The following is a 22,342-nucleotide window of genomic DNA, read 5'->3' as shown; positions in this document are numbered from 1 at the left end:
CGAATGACCCATTGAACGTCACGCATGCGTCGCGGCGCAAACGAGGTTTTGCGAGGGGCGGTTTAGAAAAATGAATCGACGCAAGCGTGCGCACGGATTGCGCGTACGCGCTCAGTGGCCGCGATAGAGCTGGGCGAGTTGCGTATTGCTGGCGGTGGTGGTGCGTCGCGCACGCGCGGTGTGTGCGGTGTGCGCGCTCACTCGGTGGAAAACGCGGGCGCGATGCGCGGCATTGCGACCGGCTTTCAGGTCGGCCACCCGAACCGTGGCGGCGGCATGCGGACGATCGGGTGCACGGTTGGCCGGCGCGGCCCGCGCGACCGTGGTTCGTCCGGCGGCTTCGCCGACGTCCGGGCTGCGCTGTCGCGCGGCCGCCACCTGGGTTCCATCAGTCGAATGAAACGGATAGGCGGGCGCCGGCAGGACCGGCAGCACGGGATCGTTCGACACGTACGCACCCGCATCGCTCGTCGCCGCGCCCGATATCTTCGAGCCGCGACAGACCGGATCGGCATTGCACGCCCGGTCGACCATCACGTAGCCGCCGACCAGCAGCACGAGCGTCAGGATGCTCAGGATCGGCGCGCTCGATGCGCGCGGCCGCCGGAACGCCGCGTTGCGAAGCGTCCGCGTGACGCGCGACGACCACGTATCGAAGCGCTGCACCGCGTGCGGGGTGCGCGCGTCGCCCGGCGTGCGGCGAACCGGATCGAACGGCCAGTCCCACTGGCCGCAAACGGGGCAGTGCTCGAGCGCGCGGAAGGCCACGAAGCCGCATTCCCTGCAGCGGCAGCGGGCAGTGCGCCGCGCGTCGGCTCGTGCGTTCAGGATCGCGCGCCAGTCGTCGCGTGCGCGGAACGTCCGGTTGGGCAGGACTCGCATTGCCGGAAGCGGGCAGGCGCCGTCAACGAGGCGAACGTTCGCCGGTCGACATGACGCTGTCCTGCAAGGCAACCGATCGGCCCGAGCCGGAATCCGGCGGCGCGTGCATCGCCGACGGTCGTGCACATGCGGTGCTCATGGGATTCTCCGTGACGTCGGGTGGGCGGAGCACGTTCTTCCGCGGTTGCCTTCCGCTTCATTCTTGGCTGCCTGCGCGTGAAACGCAATGCGCAAAATGGAGCATCGCGACGTGCACGTTTCGTGCTATCCGTCCTGCCGCCGGGCCGCGAGCGTCCCGATGGTCTCCATCGCGTGCTCGACGGCCGGTGTCCACGGCCGGCCGTAATTGAGCCGAAGAAAGCGGCGGAATCCGCCGGTTGCGGAAAAGATCGGCCCCGGCGCGATGCTGACGCCGTTTTCCATCGCATCGTCGAACAGGTGCATCGCATCGACGCGCGGCGGCAGTTCGATCCACAGGAAATACCCGCCGCGCGGCGCGAACACTTCGGTGCCGTCCGGAAAATACGTCCGCACGGCCGCCAGCATCTGCGCCTGGTGCGCGGCGAGATTGCGGCGCAGCTTGCGCAGGAAGCGGTCGTACGCGCCGTCGCGCAGGTAGTTCGAAAGCGCCATCTGCGCGGGCACGTCGGCCGCCGGCGCGCTCACGCCTCTTGCCTGACGGATCTGCCGCACGTAGCGTCCGGCCGCGACCCAGCCGATCCGGAACCCGGGCGCGAGGCATTTCGAGAACGAACCGCAATGCAGGACGAGCCCGCTGTCGTCATACAGTTTGGCCGGGCGCGTGGGTGCCGTTCCGAAATGCAGCTCGCCATAGACGTCATCCTCGATCAGCGGTACGCCGCGCGCCGTGAGCAGGTCGATCAGCTCGCGCTTGCGCTCGTCGGTCAGCGTCGCGCCGGTCGGGTTGTGGAACGACGTCATGAACCAGCATGCCCGCACCGGATGCGTGTCGAGCGCCGTTTCGAGCGCATCGAGATCGAGGCCGGTGCGCGGGTCGACCGGAATCTCGACGGCCTTCAGGTGCAGGCGCTGCACGGCGTCGAGGGCCGCGTGGAATGCCGGACGCTCGATCGCGACGATATCGCCCGGGCGGGTCAGTGCCTGCAGGCTGAGCGTCAGCGCTTCGAGCGCGCCGGTCGTGATGACGATCTCGTCCATCGGCAACGCCGCGCCTGCGTTCAGGTAGCGCAGCGCGATCTGGCGGCGCAGCGTGTCGTAGCCGGGCGGCAAGCCGGACAGCAGCGCCGTGCGATCCATGTTGCGGGCCGCCGACGCCATCGCGCGCCACAGGCTGCTCATCGGGAACAGGGAATAACTGGCGAAGGCCGAGCCGAGCGGAACGATCTCGTCGCGTTTGAGCGAGTCGAGCAGGCGGAACAGCACATCGTCGCCGCCGGTTGGCTCGGCGGCCGGCTTGCGCGGCGGATCGCGGGCGAACCGCACGTGCTTGTCTTCGAGGTTCGCAACGAAATAACCGGAGCGCGCCCGCGCGACGATCAGGCCCTCGCCTTCGAGCGCGTAATACGCGCGAAACACGGTGGACGGGCTCACGCCATACACGCGGCAGGCCATGCGCACGGTGGGGATGCGCGCACCGGGCGGCAGGTCGCCGCGGTGGATTGCGTCGGCGATCGTTCGTGCGAGCACAGCGTATCGCTTCATGCCAGCCCTCCGCCCGATCGGGGCCTTGCCGAAAAAAGAGTAGCACGGCACCCGTCGCGTGCAAGCGCGCCCCCAATTGCTGATCCGCATGTTTTTGCCGGGCTCTGATTCTTTTCTTTCGTCTGACAAGCCGGCATGCTCTCGAGCAATCCGCGTTCCCGATGTCCGACCGACCGGAATCGACGCTGCCCGACGGCGGACTCCTGGCCCGCGCACATCCTGCGCGGGATCTTTTCTGCGGCGTCACAACCTTGCCCGGAAACATTCAGCGTGAAATTGAAGACTCTCGTCGCCGGCCTCGCGGCCGGCATCGCCCTCAACCTGTCGAGCGGCATCGCAACGGCCGCCTGCATCAGCAATCCCGCCGCCCAGCCGAACGCGACGTTCCCCGCGGCACTGACCGGCAAGCTCGTCTACCACAGCTACGTGAAGTACGGCGACGGCACGAGCCAGCTGTTCCTCTACGACTTCTCGGCCCATACGCTGACGCAACTGAGCAAGAGCACGTGGGGTATCACCGATCCGATGAACGGCGTGTTCAGCCCCGACGGCAAGTGGCTCGCGTTCATGGGTATCAGCAACGGCGCATGGAACGTGTTCATGCTGCAGCTCGGCGCCGGCACGCCGCCCGTCAACCTGACGAACAGCACGGGTGCCACGCGCAACGAGGATCCGAAGTTCAGCGCCGACGGCAAGACGCTCGTGTTCAAGCAGAACGGCGACGTCAAGCAGGCGACGCTGTCGTACACGAGCGCGGGCCCGGTGTTCACGTCGGTCGTGAGCCTGACGAACGCACCGGCCGGCGCCGAGTATTCGATGCCGTATCTCGCGCCCGATTCGAGCGCCGTGTACTACGCGACGGGCACCGGCGCGAACATGGGGCTGATGAAGCGCACGCTCGCGACCGGCGCGACCGCGACGTTCGACAATCCGGCCGGGCTGCAGACGTACTACCCGATCGTGCGTGCGGACGGCATGGTGTTCTACGCGCGCTGGAAAGACAGCGGCCAGGCCGACCAGATCTATACGAAGACCGCCGACCCGGCATCGACGCCGAATGCATTGCCGATCAACGACTGCGTGAGCAACAACTCGGATCCGGCTCCGGTGAACGGCACGAACTACGTGTTCTTCTCGTCGACGACGGCGGGCGGTTATCAGCTCTACGTCGGCGACGTGACGACCGGCCAGCGCTGGAGCCTGTCGCAATTCGGCGTGAATGCCGACACGACGAAGGCCAAGCTCGGGGCGAGCTATTACGGCGGCCCGGCCGGCGCGCAGCCGGTGCTGCTGTCGCAGGGGCATCCGGCCGCCGCGTCGGCGAGCTACAACGCGTCGCTTACGGCGGACAAGGCGTTCGACGGCAACACCACGGGCACGCGCTGGGATTCGCCGGAAGGCGCCGGTGCCGGTTCGCAATGGATCTCCGTGGATCTCGGCGCGGTGAAGCGCATCGATCACGTGGATCTGTACTGGGATGCGGGCGCGCTCGTTTATCAGATCCAGACGTCGAACGACAACGTCAACTGGACGACGATCTATTCGACGAGCAACGGCGGTTCATATACCCACGTCACGCTGCCGAATCTCAACGGCAGCGGTCGTTACGTGCGGATGCTCGGCACGAAACGCGCAACGCAGTGGGGTTACTCGCTGTACGAAATGCAGGTGTGGGGATCGTAAGCGCAAGAAAAAAACGGCCTTTTCAGGCCGTTTTTTTTCATGCGTCAATCGCAGCGACGCTCACGCATGCAGCACGTGCGCCGGAAAGGCGGGGCTGGCGCTCGCCGCACCTTGCGCGAGCGGCGCGACCTGCTTGCGGCGTTCGCGGGTCGGCGCGACGCCGAACGCGTCGCGATAGCTCTTGCTGAAATGGCACGCCGACTGGAACCCGCACGCCATCGTGATGTGCATGATCGACATGTCGGTCTGCAGCAGCAGTTCGCGCGCGCGGCGCAGCCGCAGCGTCAGGTAGTAGTGTGTCGGCGTCATGCCGAGGTGTTCGCGGAACAGGCGCTGCAGTTGCCGCTGCGACATGTTCGCGAGCCGCGCGAGCTCCTCGCGCGACAGCGGCTCCTCGATGTTGTTCTCCATCAGCGAGATCACTTCGAACAGCGACTTGTTCGCCGAGCCGAGGCGCGCGACGAGCGGCATGCGTTGCTGCGCGCTCGTGTCGCGCACGTGTTCGACGATGAACTGCTCGGCGATCTGCGTGACGCGCGCGGTGCCCACGCGCGCGGCGATCAGGTTCAGCATCATGTCGAGCGGCGCGACGCCGCCCGTGCACGTGATGCGGTCGCGGTCGATCACGAACAGTTCCTTCAGGAAGCGCGTATCCGGAAACTCCTCCTTCAGCGCCGACATGTTCTCCCAGTGGATCGCGCATGCGTAGCCCGCGAGCAGCCCCGACTTCGCGAGCGCATAGGTGCCCGTGCACAGGCTGCCGAGCGGGATGCCCGCGCGTGCGAAGCGGCGCAGCGTCGACAGATGGGCGGGCGTGGTCGCGCGTTGCACGTCGACGCCGCCGCACACGAACACGATGTCGGGCTGCCCCACGCACTCGGCCGGGCCCGTATCGACCGTCAGTCCGTTGCTCGCGGTGACCGCGCCGCCTTCCGGGCTGATGACCGACCAGCGGTAGAGCGGCTGGCCGCTCAGGTAGTTCGCCATCCGAAGCACCTCGATCGCATTGGTGAACGCGATCATCGTGAAATTCGGTAACGGCATGAACGCGAAGTGGGACAGCGACGCTGTGCGGTCGGGGGACATGGGGAGCTTCCTGAAATCTCTAATAGCTATAGGCCCGGGGCACGGATCGGGCTGCGGTATTGTGTGAGCCAGCGCAACAAGCGTGCCATACGGCTAAACCCTAGCTCCATACGTTGTATGGCTGAAAGCCGCATGCTGCACTGCACCGTATTCGTGACGGAGTGCACCCCGACCGGGCGGCAATCGCACCGACGGCGTGCCTGTTCATAGGTGAACCGTCGACGGCGATTTGCTTGGTCATCCGAAAAAGCACGACCGGTCACTTGTATAAAACGGACGCGGATGGCGGAAAAGGCAAAGAACGCGTCTAAATTCATCAATCCGCCGAAAATCCGAACGACAAGAATAGAGCCGTCGGCAGCCTTGTACGGGACGAGCGGGAAACCCAGGCAGGGCGGGCCTTGAGCTTCGGTTTCAGCCCCTTATTCTTCGTCACGGACGCACTATGTCGAACACCCAGCCTTTCTTCTCGCAGTCCCTTGCCGAGCGCGACGCGCCGGTGCGCAGCGCCATCCTGAAGGAACTCGAGCGTCAGCAGTCGCAGGTCGAGCTGATCGCGTCGGAAAACATCGTGTCGCGAGCCGTGCTCGAGGCGCAGGGCTCGGTGCTGACCAACAAGTACGCGGAAGGCTATCCCGGCAAGCGCTACTACGGTGGCTGCGAGTTCGCGGACGAAGTCGAGGCGCTGGCGATCGAGCGCGTCAAGCAGATCTTCAATGCCGGTTATGCGAACGTGCAGCCGCACTCGGGCGCGCAGGCGAACGGTTCGGTCATGCTCGCGCTGGCGAAGCCGGGCGACACGGTGCTCGGCATGTCGCTGGATGCCGGCGGCCACCTGACGCACGGCGCGAAGCCGGCGCTGTCGGGCAAGTGGTTCAACGCGGTCCAGTACGGCGTGAACCGCGACACGATGCTGATCGACTACGACCAGGTCGAAGCGCTCGCACACGAGCACAAGCCGAACCTGATCATCGCCGGCTTCTCGGCATACCCGCGCGCGCTCGACTTCGCGCGCTTCCGCGCGATCGCCGACAGCGTCGGCGCGAAGCTGATGGTCGACATGGCGCACATCGCCGGCGTGATCGCCGCGGGCCGCCACGCGAACCCGGTCGAGCATGCGCACGTCGTCACGTCGACCACCCACAAGACGCTGCGCGGCCCGCGCGGCGGCTTCGTGCTGACCAACGACGAGGACATCGCGAAGAAGATCAACTCGGCCGTGTTCCCCGGCCTGCAGGGCGGCCCGCTGATGCACGTGATCGCCGGCAAGGCGGTGGCGTTCGGCGAAGTGCTGCACGCGGACTTCAAGACCTACATCGACAACGTGCTCGCGAACGCCCAGGCGCTCGGCGAAGTGCTGAAGGCGGGCGGGGTCGATCTCGTCACCGGCGGCACCGACAACCACCTGCTGCTGGTCGACCTGCGTCCGAAGGGCCTGAAGGGCGCGCCGGTCGAGCAGGCGCTGGAGCGCGCGGGCATCACCTGCAACAAGAACGGCATTCCGTTCGACACCGAGAAGCCGACCGTCACGTCGGGCATCCGCCTCGGCACGCCGGCCGGCACGACGCGCGGCTTCGGCGTCGCGGAGTTCCGCGAGGTGGGCCGCCTGATCCTGGAAGTGTTCGACGCGCTGCGCGCGAACCCGGAAGGCGACCACGCCACCGAACAGCGCGTGCGCCGCGAGATCTTCGCGTTGTGCGAACGCTTCCCGATCTATTGATCCGACCGACCCGACAATACTGGAGCTACTCATGAGCACGCTGCATCAAGACAGCATCATCATCGACGGTCTGAACATCTCGAAGTTCGAGAAGCCGGTGTTCGAAGACATGCGCCGCGGCGGCATCACGGCCGCGAACTGCACGGTGTCGGTCTGGGAGAACTTCACGAAGACCGTCGACAACATCGGCGTGATGAAGAAGAAGATCCGCGACAACAGCGAGCTGCTGACGCTGGTGCGCACGACGGAAGACATCTTCCGCGCGAAGAAGGAAGACAAGACCGGCGTGATCCTCGGCTTCCAGAACGCGCATGCGTTCGAGGACAACATCGGCTACATCGAGGCGTTCGCCGACATGGGCGTGCGCGTCGTGCAGCTCTGCTACAACACGCAGAACCTGGTCGGCACCGGCTGCTACGAGCGTGACGGCGGCCTGTCGGACTTCGGCCGCGAAGTGATCACCGAGATGAACCGCGTCGGCATCATGGTCGACCTGTCGCATGTGGGCGGCAACACGTCGTCGGAAGCGATCGCGTTCTCGAAGAAGCCGGTGTGCTATTCGCACTGCCTGCCGTCGGGCCTGAAGGAGCATCCGCGCAACAAGAGCGACGAACAGCTGAAGGAGATCGCCGACGCGGGCGGCTTCGTCGGCGTGACGATGTTCGCGCCGTTCCTGAAGCGCGGGATCGAGGCGAACATCGACGACTACATCGAGGCGATCGACTACGTCGTGAACCTGATCGGCGAGGACGCAGTCGGCATCGGCACGGATTTCACGCAGGACTACGCGAAGGAATTCTTCGACATGCTGACGCATGACAAGGGTCGTTATCGCCAGCTGACGAACTTCGGCAAGGTGATCAACCCCGACGGCATCCGCACGATCGGCGAATTCCCGAACCTGACTGCCGCGATGGAACGCCACGGCTGGAAGGAGTCGCGCATCCGCAAGATCATGGGCGAGAACTGGGTGCGCGTGTTCAAGGACGTGTGGGGCGCGTAAGCGCCGCGAACGCCGGACCGCCTCACCCGCAGCGATTCAACAACAAAAATCGGGACGTGCCCGCGCAAGCCGCGCGGGCACGCGGACGATGTCGCGCCCGCGCATTGAGCCGCGCGACCCATTTCCTCACGGAGTCTTCACGATGCAACCGCAACTGCCGATCAACGTCGATCCCGATACCGGCGTCTGGACCACCGACGCGCTGCCGATGCTGTACGTGCCGCGCCACTTCTTCACGAACAACCACGTCGCGGTCGAGGAAGCGCTCGGCGTCGAAGCGTATGCCGAGATCCTCTACAAGGCCGGCTACAAGTCCGCTTACCACTGGTGCGACAAGGAAGCGAAGCTGCACGGCCTGACCGGCATGGCCGTGTTCGAGCACTACCTGAAGCGCCTGTCGCAGCGCGGCTGGGGCCTGTTCTCGATCATCGAGGCCGACCCGGCGAGCGCCCGCGCGAAGATCGAACTGCGCCACTCGTCGTTCGTGCTCCAGCAGCCGGGCAAGGAAGGCAAGCTCTGCTACATGTTCGCGGGCTGGTTCGCGGGCGCGATGGACTGGGTCAACGACACGACGCCGGAAGGCAAGGGCGCGCCGCGCGCGTTCTCGAAGGAAGTGCAGTGCGCGGCCGAGCATCACGACCACTGCATCTTCGAAGTGTCGCCGATCGCGCACTGATGCACTGATTCACCGCAACAGAACAACACCCGCAACACGAGACATTCGAACGCCAGAGGTCGCCAGCGATGCGTTATCCCCACCTGTTCAAACCCATGCAGCTGAACCAGCTGACGCTGCGCAACCGGATCGTCAGCACCGCGCATGCGGAGGTGTATGCCGAGCCGGGCGGCCTGCCGGGCGACCGCTATATCCGCTACTACGAAGAGAAGGCGAAGGGTGGCGTCGGCCTCGCGATCTGCGGCGGGTCGAGCCCGGTGTCGATCGACAGCCCGCAGGGCTGGTGGAAATCGGTGAACCTGTCGACCGACAAGATCATCGATCCGCTCACGCGTCTCGCCGACACGATGCACAAGCACGGCGCGAAGATCATGATCCAGGCGACGCACATGGGCCGCCGCTCGTCGTTCCACGGCGAGCACTGGCCGCACCTGATGTCGCCGTCGGGCGTGCGCGAACCCGTGCACCGCGGCAACGCGAAGATCATCGAGATCGAGGAAATCCGCCGCATCATCGGCGATTTCGCGGCGGCCGCGAAGCGCGTGAAGGCGGCCGGCATGGACGGCATCGAAATCTCGGCCGCCCACCAGCACCTGATCGACCAGTTCTGGAGCAAGCGTTCGAACCACCGCACCGACGAATGGGGCGGCAGCCTGGAAAACCGCCTGCGCTTCGGTATCGAAGTGCTGACGGCCGTGCGCGAGGCGGTCGGCAAGGATTTCTGCGTCGGCCTGCGCATGTGCGGCGACGAATTCCACGAGGACGGCCTCGATCACGAAGCGCTGAAGGAAATCGCGCAGGCGATGTCGGAGACGGGCCTGATCGACTACCTGAGCGTGGTCGGCTCGGGCGGCGACACGCACAACACGATCGCGAACTGCATGCCGCCGATGGCACTCCCGCCGGAGCCGTTCGTGCACCTCGCGGCCGGCATCAAGTCGGTCGTGAAGATTCCGGTGATGCATGCGCAGAGCATCCGCGACGCGGGCCAGGCCGAGCGCCTGCTCGCGACCGGCATGATCGACCTGGTCGGCATGACGCGCGCGCAGATCGCCGATCCGCACATGGTGATCAAGATCCGCGACGGCCGCGAAGACGAAATCAAGCAGTGCGTCGGCGCGAACTACTGCATCGACCGCCAGTACAACGGCCTCGACGTGCTGTGCATTCAAAACGCCGCGACGTCGCGCGAAGCGACGATGCCGCACATCATCGAGAAGTCGCGCGGCCCGAAACGAAAGGTCGTGGTGGTCGGCGCGGGCCCGGCGGGCCTCGAGGCGGCGCGTGTCGCGAAGCTGCGCGGCCACGACGTGGTGCTGTTCGAGAAGAACGCCGAAGTGGGCGGCCAGGTGATGATCGCCGCGAAGGCGCCGCAGCGCGAACAGATGTCGGGGATCATCCGCTGGTTCGACATGGAAACGAAGCGCCTCGGCGTCGATCGCCGCCTCGGCGTGGCGGCCGACGAGAAGATGATCATGGCCGAGAAGCCGGACATCGTCGTGCTCGCGACGGGCGGGTCGAGCTTCACGTGGCAGGTGCCGGGCTGGGGCGTGGCCGAGGGCCTCGCCGTCAGCTCGTGGGACATCCTGACCGGCAAGGTCGAGCCGAAGCAGAACGTGCTGCTGTTCGACGGCGTGAGCACGCATGCCGGCGCGGGCGTGGCCGACTTCATGGCGAGCCGCGGCTCGAAGGTCGAGGTCGTCACGCCGGACGTGAAGGTTGCCGACGATTGCGGCGGCACGACGTTCCCGATCTTCTATCGTCGGCTGTATGCGTTCGGCGTGATCCCGACGCCGAACACGATGCTCGATCGCGTCTATGAAGAGGACGGCAAGCTGATCGCCGTGCTGCGCAACGAGTACACGGAAGAACTCGAAGAACGCGCCGTCGACCAGGTGGTGATCGAGAACGGTTCGTCGCCGAACGACGAGCTGTACTGGAAGCTCAAGCCGGAATCGGTGAACCGCGGCCAGATCGATCCGCACACGCTGTTCGCGGCCGAGCCGCAGCCGTGCCTGTCGGAAGAACTCGGCAACGGCCGTTTCCTGCTGTTCCGTGTCGGCGACTGCATCTCGATGCACAACGTCCACGGTGCGATCTACGACTCGCTGCGTCTCGTGAAGGATTTCTAAACGATGAACCCGTCCTTCCTCATTACCGCCCTGTTGTGGCTGTCGGTGGCGGGGCTCGCGTTCGCGGTCGCGAAGCGTTCGTCCTACTGGCGGCTCGGCCGCGCCACGGCGCCCGGCGCGTTCGGCGTCGCGAACCTGTTCGCGATCCCGAAGCGTTATTTCGTCGACCTGCACCACGTGGTCGCCCGCGATCCGTACATCGCGAAGACCCACGTCGCGACGGCCGGCGGCGCGATCGGCGCGCTCGCGCTGGTGTTCATCAACTACGGCCTCGCGATCTACTCGCCGTGGCTCGACAAGCTGATCTTCCTCGCGGCGCTCGCGATGCTGGTCGGTGCGGTGTTCGTGTGGCGCCGGCGCGCGGCGAAGGACGTGCCCGCACGGTTGTCGAAAGGCCCGTGGAATACGCTGCCCTGGCTGCTCGGCTCGTTCGCGCTCGGCCTCGTGCTGTTCATGCTGGTGCCGACCGGCGCGATGTCGGGCGCGTTCGCGGTGCTCTGCGCAGTGCTGATCGGCGTCGGCGCATTCACGATGACGGTCGGCGCCGCGAAGGGTGGCCCGATGAAGCATGCGATCGCCGGCCTGCTGCACCTTGCCTTCCACCCGCGCCAGGAACGCTTCGCGGCCACCCGTGAATCGTTCACCGGCAACGGCACGGCCACGCCGCCGACCGCGCTGAAGCTGCCGGACATCGAGCATCAGGAATACGGCGTCGAGAAGCCGGTCGAATTCCGCTGGAACCAGCTGCTGAGCTTCGACGCGTGCGTGCAGTGCGGCAAGTGCGAAGCCGCGTGCCCCGCGTTCGCGGCGGGCCAGCCGCTGAACCCGAAGAAGCTGATCCAGGACCTCGTCGTCGGGATGGCGGGCGGCACCGATGCGGCATACGCGGGCAGTCCTTCGCCGGGCCTCGCGGTCGGCCAGCATCGCGGCGAGCCGAACGGCCCGATCGTGTCGGGCCTGATCGAGGAGCAGACGCTGTGGTCGTGCACGACCTGCCGCGCATGCGTGCAGGAATGCCCGATGCTGATCGAGCACGTCGACGCGATCGTCGACATGCGCCGCAACCGCACGCTGGTGCACGGCACGGTGCCCGGCAAGGGCCAGGAAGTGCTCGCGAACCTGCGCGAGACGGGCACGATGGGCGGCTACGACACGGCCGCGCGCTACGACTGGTCGGTCGACCTGAGCGCGCCCGTCGCGCAGCCCGGCAAGCCGGTCGACGTGCTGTTCGTCGCGGGTGAGGGCGCGTTCGACATGCGCTACCAGCGCACGCTGCGCGCGTTCGTCAAGGTGCTGAACAAGGCGGGCGTCGACTACGCGGTGCTCGGCTCGACCGAGACCGACACGGGCGACGTCGCACGCCGGCTCGGCGACGAAGCGACGTTCCAGCAGATGGCGAAGCGCCTGATCGGCACGCTCGGCACGCTGTCGTACAAGCAGATCGTGACGGCCGACCCGCACGTGATGCACAGCCTGCGCAACGAATACCGCGCGCTCGGGCTGCGCGTGACGGTCAAGCATCACACGACGTTTCTCGCCGAACTGGCCGACAGCGGCAAGATCGCGCCGAAGGCCGTCGAGGCGCTGCAGGAGAAGCGCACGACCTATCACGATCCGTGCTACCTCGGCCGCTACAACGGCGAGACGGAAGCGCCGCGCAAGCTGCTGAAGACGATCGGCATCCAGGTCGTCGAGATGGAGCGCAACGGCATGCGCGGCCGCTGCTGCGGCGGTGGCGGCGGTGCGCCGCTGACCGACATTCCCGGCAAGCAGCGCATTCCCGACATCCGCATCGCCGACGCGCGCACGATCGGCGCGGACGTGGTCGCGGTTGCCTGCCCGAACTGCACGGCGATGCTCGAAGGCGTCGTGGGCCCGCGCCCCGACGTGCTCGACGTGGCCGAACTCGTCGCCGCCTCGCTGGAGTGAATCGATGAACACGATCAAACGAATCGATCCGCGCCGGCCGTTCATCATCACGGCCGCGGGCCTGAAGCGCATCACGCTCGGCGAGGAAGGCAGCGCCGATGCGAGCGCCGCGCACTGGTCGGCGCACGGACATGGCGCAGCGGCCGCGAAGCCGCGCCGCGCGGTGCAGGACCCGAAGCACGTGATGCTGGTGGTGGCGCACGGTGAACGGGGCGCGCTCGACGATCATTCGCGGCAGGCGATCGCTGCCGCCGCATTGCTCGCCGATGCGCAGACCGAAGTCGCGCTGCTCGCGTTCGGCGAACTGAAGGACGACGTGGCCGAACTGGGCGTCGACAAGCTGCTCGAGTTGACCGGCTTCGATCGCCGCGCGTTCGATCCCGAAAGCGAACTGCAAGCATTGCAGGCCTGTGTGGCCGCACTCGCGCCGAAACACGTGTTCGTGCCCGACAACGCGACAGGCGACGGCGATCTCGGCCGGCGTTATGCGGCGGCCGCCGGCGCGAGCGTCGCGACTCATGTCGTCGAGATCGACGCGAAGCATGTCGGCGCGTATGCGCAGGCCGGGCGCGCCTTCGCCACCCGTGCGCTGCCCGACGTGGTCCTGCTCGCGCAGAACGCGGTCGACGCGAAGCTGCCGTTCGTCGGCGCGGGCGAGCGTCTTGCTGCCGACTTCATCCGCCCGGCCCATGACGCCGCCCAGCCGTATCGCGATCTCGGCCTCGATGAAATCGACGCGGCCCAGGTCGCGCTCGAGGAAGCCGATTTCATCGTGTCGGCCGGCAACGGCGTATCCGACATCGGCGCGTTCGAGCGGCTGGCCGGCGTGTTCGGTGCAGCGATCGGCGCGAGCCGCGTCGCGGTCGACAACGGTCACTTCACGCGCGACAAGCAGGTCGGCGCGACCGGCAAGACGGTCGAGGCGAGCGTGTACATCGCGTTCGGCATCTCGGGCGCGGTGCAGCACCTGCAGGGGATCAAGGACTGCCGTCACGTGATCGCGGTGAACCTCGACGGCAGCGCACCGATCGCGAAACGCGCGAACCTGACGGTGGTGGGCGATGCGCAGGCGACGATCGCCGCGCTGATCGAGCAGGTGCAGGCCGCGCGCGCCGCGCGTGGAGAATCGCCGGCCGCGGTCGGCACCCGTGAACCGGAAGGAGTCGCCGCATGAACGCCCCCCGTCCCTTGCAACGCATCGCGGTGCTCGTGTCCGTCGGCCGTCATCCGGTCAGCGGCGTTGCGCGCTACAGCCGCAACGACGCGGCCGCGCTCGAAACCGGCCGCCAGCTCGCCGAGCAGCATCGCGCGACGCTCGACGTGATCCATGCCGGCGATCCCGCGAACGCGGCGCTTGCCGAATATCTCGCGCTCGGCGCACGGGAGGTCGAGGTGCTGGCCTGCCGCAACGGCGACGATGCCGTCCACGCGCTCGCCGCGCGTATCGACGGCTACGACCTCGTGCTGACCGGCACGCGCGCCGAGGGCGCGTACGACACCGGCATGCTGCCGTATCGCATCGCCGCGGCGCTCGGCTATCCGCTGGTCGGCTCGGCCGTCGACGTGACGGTCGAAGGCGGTCGCGCGGCCGTCCGGCAATTTTTGCCGAAAGGGTTGCGGCGGCGCGTCGATGCCGCGCTGCCGGCCGTGATTGCCGTCCATCCGCTCGCCAATGCCGAGCCGCGCTACGCGTATGCGCGGCTGCGCGCCGGCGCGATCCGGCCCGCGCTCGCGGCGCCCGGCGCGGACGCCGACGCGGCTGCGTGGACGGTCGGCCCGGTCGAGCGTAAACCCGTAAAGCTGGTCGCCGCCGAGAAGCGCTCCGGGCATGCCCGGATGCTGTCCGCGACGACGACCGAAAGCCGTGGCGGCAACGTCGTAAATGAAGGGAGTTCGGTCGAAAAAGCACAAGTGATCCTCGCGTATTTGCGCGAGCATCAGCTCATCGACTACTGATTTTGATGCCTGTCGGCAAGAACCCAGGGATGCAAGGAATCCGGAGCAAACGATGAAAGTATCGGCAGACATTCGTGCATTGATCGAGCGGCGCAAGGAAGGTTACAGCCTCGAAGCGCCGTTCTACACGAGCGAGGACATCTTCGCGCTCGACATGGAGGCGATTTTCCGCCAGCACTGGATCCAGGTGGCGGTCGAGCCGGACATTCCCGAGCCGGGCGACTACGTGACCGTGGAGCTGGGGAGCGATTCGATCCTGATCGTGCGTGACGACGACATGGCGATCCGCGCGTTCCACAACGTGTGCCGTCACCGCGGCGCGCGCCTGTGCAACGAGGACAAGGGCTCGGTCGGCAACATCGTGTGCCCGTACCACAGCTGGACCTACAACCTGACGGGCCAGCTGATGTTCGCCGAGCACATGGGCGAGAAGTTCGACCGCTGCAAGCACAGCCTGAAGTCGGTGCACGTCGAGAACCTCGCGGGCCTGATCTTCATCTGCCTCGCCGACGAGCCGCCGGTCGATTTCGCGCAGCTGCGCGCCGAGATGGAGCCGTACCTGCTGCCGCACGACCTGCCGAACACGAAGATCGCCGCGCAGATCGACATCATCGAGGAAGGCAACTGGAAGCTCACGATGGAGAACAACCGCGAGTGCTATCACTGCGTCGCGAACCATCCGGAGCTCACCATCTCGCTGTACGAATACGGTTTCGGCTACCAGCGTTCCGACGCCAACGCGGAAGGCATGGATGCGTTTGCGGAAACCTGCGTGCGGCGCGGCAAGGAGTGGGCCGAGATGGGCCTGCCGTCCGCCGAGATCGAGAAGCTGCTCGACGTGACGGGTTTCCGCACGCAGCGCCTGCCGCTCGATCGCCACGGCGAATCGCAGACGCTCGACGCGAAGGTCGCGTCGAAGAAGCTGCTCGGCGGCTTCGACAAGGCCGACCTCGGCGGGCTGTCGTTCTGGACGCAGCCGAACTCGTGGCACCACTTCATGAGCGATCACATCGTGACGTTCTCGGTGATCCCGCTGTCGGCCGGCAAGACGCTCGTGCGCACGAAGTGGCTCGTGCACAAGGATGCGAAGGAAGGCATCGACTACGACGTGAAGAACCTCACGGCCGTGTGGAACGCCACGAACGACCAGGATCGCGCGCTCGTCGAGTTCTCGCAGCGCGGCGCAACCAGCAGCGCGTACGAGCCGGGCCCGTATTCGCCGTTCACGGAAGGTCTCGTCGAAAAATTCTCGGCCTGGTACATCGGCCGGCTCGCCGAAAAAACCGGCGCGTAGTACCCAGCACTGAAGCGGAGTTACAGATGATGCGAGATGCGGCCAATTTCGAGCCGGTGGACAGCCGGGTCACACGCCCGGCGTTCTGGAACGCCCTTCCCGAGCGCTGGACGAGCGACGTCGAGGAAACGCTGGTGTGTTGCCATGTGCGGCAGGAAACGCACGACGTGAAGAGTTTCTTCTTCCGTTCGCCGCAGGGCCGCTCGTTCTCGTTCGAGCCCGGGCAGTTCCTCACGCTCGAGCTCGACATCGACGGCGAAACGATCAACCGCTGCTACACGATCTCGTCGTCGCCCGCGCGGCCGCACACGGTGTCGATCACGGTGAAGCGCGTGCCGGGCGGCAAGGTGTCGAACTGGCTGCACGACAACCTGCAGCCGGGTGCGCCGGTGCGCGTACTCGGCCCGGCCGGCGAATTCACGTGCGCACGACATCCGGCGCGCAAGTACCTGTTCCTGTCGGCGGGCTCGGGTGTCACGCCGCTGATGTCGATGAGCCGCGCGCACCACGATCTCGCCGAGGATCGCGACATCCTGTTCGTGCACAGCGCACGCACGCCGGACGACATCATCTTCGCGCGCGAGCTCGACCTGATCGCGTCGAACCACACGAATTTCCGCACATCGTTCGTCGTCGAGCGCGTCGGCGCGCGCACCAACTGGCCGGGCGTCACGGGCTTCCTGACGCTGCCGCTGCTGAAGCTGATCGCACCGGATTTCATGGAGCGCGAGATCTTTACGTGCGGCCCCGCGCCGTACATGAAGGCCGTGCGCGACCTGCTCGACGAAGCCGGCTTCGATCGCAAGCAGTATCACGAGGAGAGCTTCTCGTTCGAAACGCTCGCGCAGACCGCAAGCGACGAGCTGCTCGCCGATCTTGCCCCGCCCGCCGAAGGCGCCGACACCGATACGAAGCAGTACACGGTCAGCTTCGCAAAGAGCAATCGCGAGATTTCATGCGGCTCGGAGCAGCACGTGCTGGATGCGGCGCGCCAGTCCGGCGTGCGGCTGCCGGCCTCGTGCACGCAGGGCATGTGCGGCACCTGCAAGGTGAAGCTCGTGTCGGGGCAGGTTGAAATGAAGCACAACGGCGGTATCCGCCAGCGCGAGATCGACCAGGGGATGGTGCTGCTGTGCTGCAGCAAGCCGCTGTCGGATCTCGTGATCGACAAGTAGTCGAAACTCGCCATTGGCTGTCCGGGCGCGTCGCGTCCGGACAAGCATCCGTCGGAAAACAACGATACCGCGGATTTGTGGTTGAAGAACCTAGAGAGACAACGCGCACGGTGCGCATTTCAAGGAGATCGACCATGAAGCTGTTCGGAAAACTGATGTGGACCGGCGCACTGTCGGCGATGGTGGCACTGAGCGCATCGGCGCTCGCCGATACGAAGCCCACGCTGAAGATCGGTTACGTCGAAGGCTGGGACGACAGCGTGGCGACGTCGAACGTCGCGGCGCGCGTGATCGAGAAGAAACTCGGCTATGAGGTGAAGCTCGTGCCGGTCGCTGCTGGCATCATGTGGCAGGGCGTCGCGCGCGGCGATCTCGATGCGACGCTGTCCGCGTGGCTGCCGGTCACGCACGGCTCGTACTGGGACGAGTACAAGGCCAAGGTCGTCGACCTCGGCGCGAATTTCCCCGACGCGAAGATCGGCCTGATCGTGCCCGCGTACGTGAAGGCGAAGAGCATCGACGACCTGAATGCCGAAAAAAGCAGCTTCGGCGGCCGGATCGTCGGTATCGACGCAGGTGCGGGCGTGATGCGCAAGACCGACGACGCGATCAAGAGCTACGGCCTCAACTACACGCTGATGCCGAGCTCGGGCAGCGCGATGACGGCCGAGCTGTCGCGCTCGGTCGGCGCGAACAAGCCGGTGATCGTGACCGGTTGGGCGCCGCACTGGATGTTCGCGAAGTGGAAGCTGCGCTTCCTCGAGGATCCGAAGAAGGTGTTCGGCGGTGCGGAGCACGTCGACAGTGTCGTGAACCCGCAGCTCGAAACGAAGGCCAAGCCGGTCGTTGCGTTCCTGAAAAAATTCCAGTGGAAGCCGGGCGAGATCGACAGCGTGATGCTCGCGATCCAGAACGGCTCGAAGCCGGAAGCGGCTGCCGATGCATGGATTGCAGCGCATGCGGACCGCGTGAATTCGTGGACGGAAGGCGCGCAATAAGCCGTCACGATTCGCCGCAATAAAAAGACGAAGAGACAGTCCGGGATTGATCGGCAGGATAGCGAAATAATTGCACTGCGATGCGATCATATCCCGGAATTATTTTTTTGATTCTGCAAGAAAGCCGGTATGTTGTTACACTACGGCCCTTGTGCGGAGTCATCACAGGAGGAATTGGATGAGTCAGGCAGGACTGCGTGCGAACAGCACCAGTGATGTTGAGGCAACCATCTCACATGATTCGACGGGCCACACGCTGCATCGTGGCCTGACTTGGAAAGACGCTTTTTGGGTAACGAGCGGCGTGCCGGCAGGCGTGCTGTTCACGATCGGCGGCGTATGCGCGACGATCGGCCAGCCCGCGTGGGCGATCTGGATCGCCGCGATCACGATGGGGCTGATTCAGAGCGCGACTTATGCGGAAATATCGGGGCTATTTCCCCATAAATCGGGCGGCGCGTCCGTATATGGCGCGATCGGCTGGGTCCGTTACAGCAAGCTGATTGCCCCGGTTTCCGTGTGGTGCAACTGGCTCGCGTGGTCGCCGATGCTCGCGCTCGGCTGCGGCCTCGCGGCGAGCTATGCGCTCACGAGTCTCTTTCCCGCCGACGCGGCGGTGCTGCACTGGCAGCTCAAGGTTGCGGATCTCGGGTTCATCAAGCCGGGTCTGTCCCTGCGGATCAATGCGACGTTCATCATCGCAACGATCCTGCTTCTCATCACGTTCAAGCTTCAACACAGCGGTGCATCGAAGGCGGCGCGCACGCAGCGCATTCTCGGCATCGCGTCGCTCACGCCGCTGTTGATCGTCGGCATCGTGCCGTTCGTCACGGGCGACGTGCCGATGTCGAACCTGCTCCCGCTGCTGCCGCTCGGTCACGACGCACAGGGCAATCTCACGACCGCGACGTTCGGCTCGTGGAACGGGCAGGGCGTCACGATGGCGCTCGGCGCGATGTTCATGGCCGGCTGGGCGTCGTATGGTTTCGAGACGGCCGTCTGCTACACGCGCGAATTCCGCGACCCGCGTCGCGATACCGCCAAGGCGATCTTCTGGTCGGGCGCGCTGTGCCTCGTCGTGATGACGCTCGTGCCGATGGCGTTCCAGGGTGCGCTCGGCACGCAGGCGATGCTCGATCCGTCGATCGGCGACGGCACCGGCGTCGCGGCCGCGATGGCGAAGATCGTCGGCGGCGGCGCGTGGGTCGCGAACGCGGTCGTCGTGATGCTGATGCTGTCGATCCTGCTGATCGTGATGACGTCGATGATGGGCTCGTCGCGCACGCTGTACCAGGCATCGGTCGACGGCTGGCTGCCGAAGTACCTGTCGCACGTGAACGAGCACGGCTCGCCCACGCGCGCGATGTGGACCGATCTCGGCTTCAACCTCGTGTTGCTGATGATGTCGGACTACATGACGGTGCTGTCGATCTCGAACGTCTGCTACATGCTGTTCGTATTCCTGAATCTTCAGTCGGGCTGGATCCACCGGATGGACCGCGGCAACTGGGATCGGCCGTTCCGCTGCCCGACATGGCTGCTCGTTGCCGGCTCGATCTGCGGCTACGCGAACCTCGTCTATGTCGGCGCGGGCGCGAACCTGCAGGGCGAAGGCACGCTGCGCAACGGGCTCATCGCGATGCTGCTGATCGTGCCGGTGTTTCTCTATCGCCACTACTGGCAGGATCGCGGCCGGTTCCCCGCGCAGATGCAGCGCGACATGGAACTCGAGGTGCCGAAGCGCGCGATGTGGCTCAACTTGATGCCGTATGCGGCGCTGGTTGGGGCAGGGCTCACGATCTGGTTGTCGTATTACTTTGCGTGGGTGAAGTGACGCGTCAGGCCGTGTAACGGTGCGCGCCCCCGGAAACCGCACACGGGCGGCGTGATCGAGCTTGCGGCATGCAACGAAGCCCGACCGGCTTGCAACCGGTCGGGCTTTTGTTGTTCAGGGCCGGCACCATTGCCGGTGCGAGCGGCGCAAGTACGCGAGCGAGGCCGCTTGATTTTGGGAATGATCGGTTCTAATATCCGGACTCATGAGCCCGACCTCTCCCAGCTCCCGTGACAGGGGCCGCCCACGCGAATTCGACACCGACGAGGTGATCGACGCGGCGGCACGCGTGTTCTGGGAGCAGGGGTATCACGCGACGTCGATCGACGCGTTGTGCGAGGCGACCGGTGTCTTTCGCGGCAGCCTGTACCGCACCTTCGGCGACAAGCACGGGTTGCTGGTCGCCGCGTTCGACCGCTATGCGGAAGGTGCGATCGCACGGCTCAAGGAGCGTCTCGCGGCGGATCTGCCGCCACGGCAGGCACTCAAGGCGGCGCTCCTGTACTACACGGAAATCGGTGCACGCCTGTCGGAGCGGCGCGGCTGCTTCATCACGAATTCGGCCGTCGAACTCCTGCCCGGCGACGACGCGCTGCGCCCGTACATCGAATCGACCCTGCTGCGCATTGGCTCGCAATTCAGCCTGGCTGTCGCGCGAGGCCAGCAGTCGGGCGATTTCGACCGGCATCTCGATCCGGAGGAGGTGGGCCGGTTCCTGTTGTGCCTGATCCAGGGCATGCGTGTGTTGGGCAAGTCGAGTGCATCGGAGGCGGAGCTGGCATCGATCGTCGAAATCGCGATGCGGGCACTGACCTGATTTTTTTGGTTATTTTGAGAATGAATGGTTTCAAATGCGAGGCATACCGAGGCCCCGCATCGAGACCGTGAAGGGCAGGCAAACCTGGTAACGAACGCAATACGACACTGCCGCTGCGCGCAGCCGTACCGGCATCGTTTTTCAATCAATTTGGGAATGATCAGTCATGAATGACGCAACACACGCAATGCCTGCCGCGAACGCGTACGGGAAAGGCGTCGTCGCATGTGTGACCGCAACGATCCTGATGGGCGTGATGTTTCCGGTGATGACCGATGCGTTGCGGTACATCGATCCCTTTACGTTCACGTCACTGCGCTACCTGATCGCCGGGATGTGCTTCCTCGTGTTGCTGCGGGTCATCGAAGGGCCCGGTGCGTTTCGTTCCGCCGGAGAACCCGTGGCGCTCGCATGGCTGCTCGGATCGGTCGGCTTCTGCGGATTCGGGTCGTTCGTATTCCTGGGCCAGCAGCTGGCCGGCGACGAGGGCGCGCTGACCGCATCGATCATGATGGCCACGCAGCCGATGATGGGGCTGCTGCTCAACGCACTGGTGCGGCGCGTCGCGCCCGCGCCGGTGTCGGTGCTGTTCGTTGTCCTGTCCTTTACCGGCGTCGCGCTCGTCATCACGCGCGGCGACGTGATCGCCGCACTGCACGAACCGCAGCACTACGCGGCCAACGCGCTGATCGTCGTCGGCGCGTTGTGCTGGGTCGTCTATACGTTCGGCGCAGCGCGGTTCACGAAATGGTCGGCACTGAAATACACGACCTTCACGACGTGGCTTGGACTGACCACGATCGTCGCAGTCAACCTGATGCTGATCGCGACGCACCGGATCGCGGCACCGTCACTCGCCGCGGTGCATGCGGTGCTGCCGCATCTCGCGTACATGGGGCCGGTGGCCGGCTTCGGCGCGATCCTGCTGTGGATGACGGGCAACCGGAACCTCGGGCCGATGAACGGCGTGCTGTTCATGGACATCGTGCCCATCACGGCATTCATCGTATCCGCGGTCACGGGCGTCGTGCCCAACCGCGCGCAGGTCCTGGGCGCCGCGCTGACGGGCGCGGCGCTGATCCTCAACAACCTCTATCTGCGACACCGGGCACGACGAATAGGCACGACGCGTGCGCGCGTGCCGTCGGCTTCCGCGTGACGGACGGCGAAGCCCGCCCGCTTACGAAAACACCACCGTCCGGTCGCCGTTCAGGAACACCCTGCGTTCGATGAACGCCTTCACCGCACGCGCGAGCGTGATGCATTCGACGTCGCGCCCCACCGCGAGCAACTGCTCCGGACGCAGCGCATGATCGACGCGCTCGACGACCTGCTCGATGATCGGGCCTTCATCGAGATCGTCGGTGACGAAGTGCGCGGTCGCGCCGATCAGCTTCACGCCGCGCGCATGCGCCTGGTGATACGGCTTCGCGCCCTTGAAACCGGGCAGGAACGAATGGTGGATGTTGATCGC

At 65.8% G+C, this 22,342-nt stretch carries 18 protein-coding genes; 14 read left to right on the top strand and 4 right to left on the bottom strand.

The genetic code is table 11. The features are described from left to right. Positions 1–111: 111 nt before the first annotated feature. Together VK92_RS09590 and VK92_RS09585 are read right to left on the bottom strand one after the other, a co-directional pair. Positions 112–882: a hypothetical protein gene (locus VK92_RS09590; protein WP_048026428.1), complete on the bottom strand. Its 771-nt coding sequence runs from the start codon at positions 880–882 to the stop codon at positions 112–114. 264 nt (positions 883–1,146) lie between these two features. After that, complete coding sequence (locus VK92_RS09585; RefSeq protein WP_048026429.1) at positions 1,147–2,565, bottom strand: aminotransferase-like domain-containing protein; 1,419 nt, start codon at positions 2,563–2,565, stop codon at positions 1,147–1,149. A 270-nt stretch (positions 2,566–2,835) separates the two neighbouring features. On the opposite strand from VK92_RS09585, the gene VK92_RS09580 reads away from it, so the two are divergent. After that, positions 2,836–4,248: a discoidin domain-containing protein gene (locus VK92_RS09580; RefSeq protein ID WP_048026431.1), complete on the top strand. Its 1,413-nt coding sequence runs from the start codon at positions 2,836–2,838 to the stop codon at positions 4,246–4,248. Between the two features lie 60 nt (positions 4,249–4,308). Here VK92_RS09580 and VK92_RS09575 read toward each other — a convergent pair whose 3' ends face one another. Further along, entirely contained in the window at positions 4,309–5,334 is a 1,026-nt protein-coding gene (locus tag VK92_RS09575; protein WP_048026432.1) for a GlxA family transcriptional regulator, read from the bottom strand. A 445-nt stretch (positions 5,335–5,779) separates the two neighbouring features. On the opposite strand from VK92_RS09575, the gene VK92_RS09570 reads away from it, so the two are divergent. From VK92_RS09570 to VK92_RS09510, 13 genes are all read left to right on the top strand, one after another. After that, positions 5,780–7,054 carry a serine hydroxymethyltransferase gene (locus VK92_RS09570; protein WP_048026434.1) on the top strand — a complete coding sequence of 425 codons (1,275 nt, stop codon included), beginning with the start codon at positions 5,780–5,782 and terminating at the stop codon, positions 7,052–7,054. Positions 7,055–7,085: 31 nt separating this feature from the next. Then, a complete protein-coding gene (locus tag VK92_RS09565) occupies positions 7,086–8,057 on the top strand; it encodes a dipeptidase (protein WP_021160631.1) in 972 nt (323 codons plus the stop codon). Positions 8,058–8,199: 142 nt separating this feature from the next. Beyond that, a complete protein-coding gene (locus VK92_RS09560; RefSeq protein ID WP_021160632.1) occupies positions 8,200–8,733 on the top strand; it encodes a DUF5943 domain-containing protein in 534 nt (177 codons plus the stop codon). 68 nt (positions 8,734–8,801) lie between these two features. Then, positions 8,802–10,865, top strand: a complete 2,064-nt coding sequence (locus tag VK92_RS09555) for an NADH:flavin oxidoreductase (protein WP_021160633.1) — start codon at positions 8,802–8,804, stop codon at positions 10,863–10,865. 3 nt (positions 10,866–10,868) lie between these two features. Beyond that, positions 10,869–12,794, top strand: coding sequence for a (Fe-S)-binding protein (locus tag VK92_RS09550; protein WP_048026435.1), 1,926 nt, complete (start codon positions 10,869–10,871; stop codon positions 12,792–12,794). Positions 12,795–12,798: 4 nt separating this feature from the next. Continuing rightward, positions 12,799–13,968 (top strand): electron transfer flavoprotein subunit alpha/FixB family protein, encoded by a 1,170-nt coding sequence (locus VK92_RS09545; RefSeq protein WP_048026436.1) that lies wholly within the window; start codon positions 12,799–12,801, stop codon positions 13,966–13,968. Then, the gene (locus VK92_RS09540) at positions 13,965–14,750 is read left to right on the top strand and encodes an electron transfer flavoprotein subunit beta/FixA family protein (RefSeq protein WP_048026438.1); all 786 of its coding nucleotides are present in this window, start codon (positions 13,965–13,967) and stop codon (positions 14,748–14,750) included. Before VK92_RS09545 ends, VK92_RS09540 begins: the two co-directional genes overlap by 4 nt. Positions 14,751–14,802: 52 nt before the next feature. After that, a complete protein-coding gene (locus VK92_RS09535; protein WP_021160637.1) occupies positions 14,803–16,044 on the top strand; it encodes an aromatic ring-hydroxylating oxygenase subunit alpha in 1,242 nt (413 codons plus the stop codon). A gap of 26 nt (positions 16,045–16,070) precedes the next feature. Continuing rightward, entirely contained in the window at positions 16,071–17,219 is a 1,149-nt protein-coding gene (locus tag VK92_RS09530; protein ID WP_021160638.1) for a hybrid-cluster NAD(P)-dependent oxidoreductase, read from the top strand. A gap of 134 nt (positions 17,220–17,353) precedes the next feature. Beyond that, a complete protein-coding gene (locus VK92_RS09525; RefSeq protein ID WP_021160639.1) occupies positions 17,354–18,217 on the top strand; it encodes a glycine betaine ABC transporter substrate-binding protein in 864 nt (287 codons plus the stop codon). Positions 18,218–18,395: 178 nt separating this feature from the next. Further along, entirely contained in the window at positions 18,396–20,051 is a 1,656-nt protein-coding gene (locus tag VK92_RS09520; RefSeq protein ID WP_021160640.1) for an APC family permease, read from the top strand. A 205-nt stretch (positions 20,052–20,256) separates the two neighbouring features. Next, positions 20,257–20,868, top strand: a complete 612-nt coding sequence (locus VK92_RS09515) for a TetR/AcrR family transcriptional regulator (RefSeq protein WP_048026439.1) — start codon at positions 20,257–20,259, stop codon at positions 20,866–20,868. A 166-nt stretch (positions 20,869–21,034) separates the two neighbouring features. Then, positions 21,035–22,027 (top strand): DMT family transporter, encoded by a 993-nt coding sequence (locus VK92_RS09510; RefSeq protein ID WP_048026440.1) that lies wholly within the window; start codon positions 21,035–21,037, stop codon positions 22,025–22,027. A 21-nt stretch (positions 22,028–22,048) separates the two neighbouring features. Here the strand turns inward: VK92_RS09510 and VK92_RS09505 are convergent. Then, on the bottom strand, positions 22,049–22,342 hold a 294-nt coding region (locus VK92_RS09505), incomplete at its 5' end, for a formyltransferase family protein (RefSeq protein ID WP_048026441.1).

The organism is Burkholderia sp. LK4 (assembly GCF_001043615.1).
Lineage (GTDB): Bacteria > Pseudomonadota > Gammaproteobacteria > Burkholderiales > Burkholderiaceae > Burkholderia > Burkholderia cepacia.
Note: the sequence above shows the minus strand (reverse complement) of the source record. Positions and strands in the feature narration are given on the sequence as shown.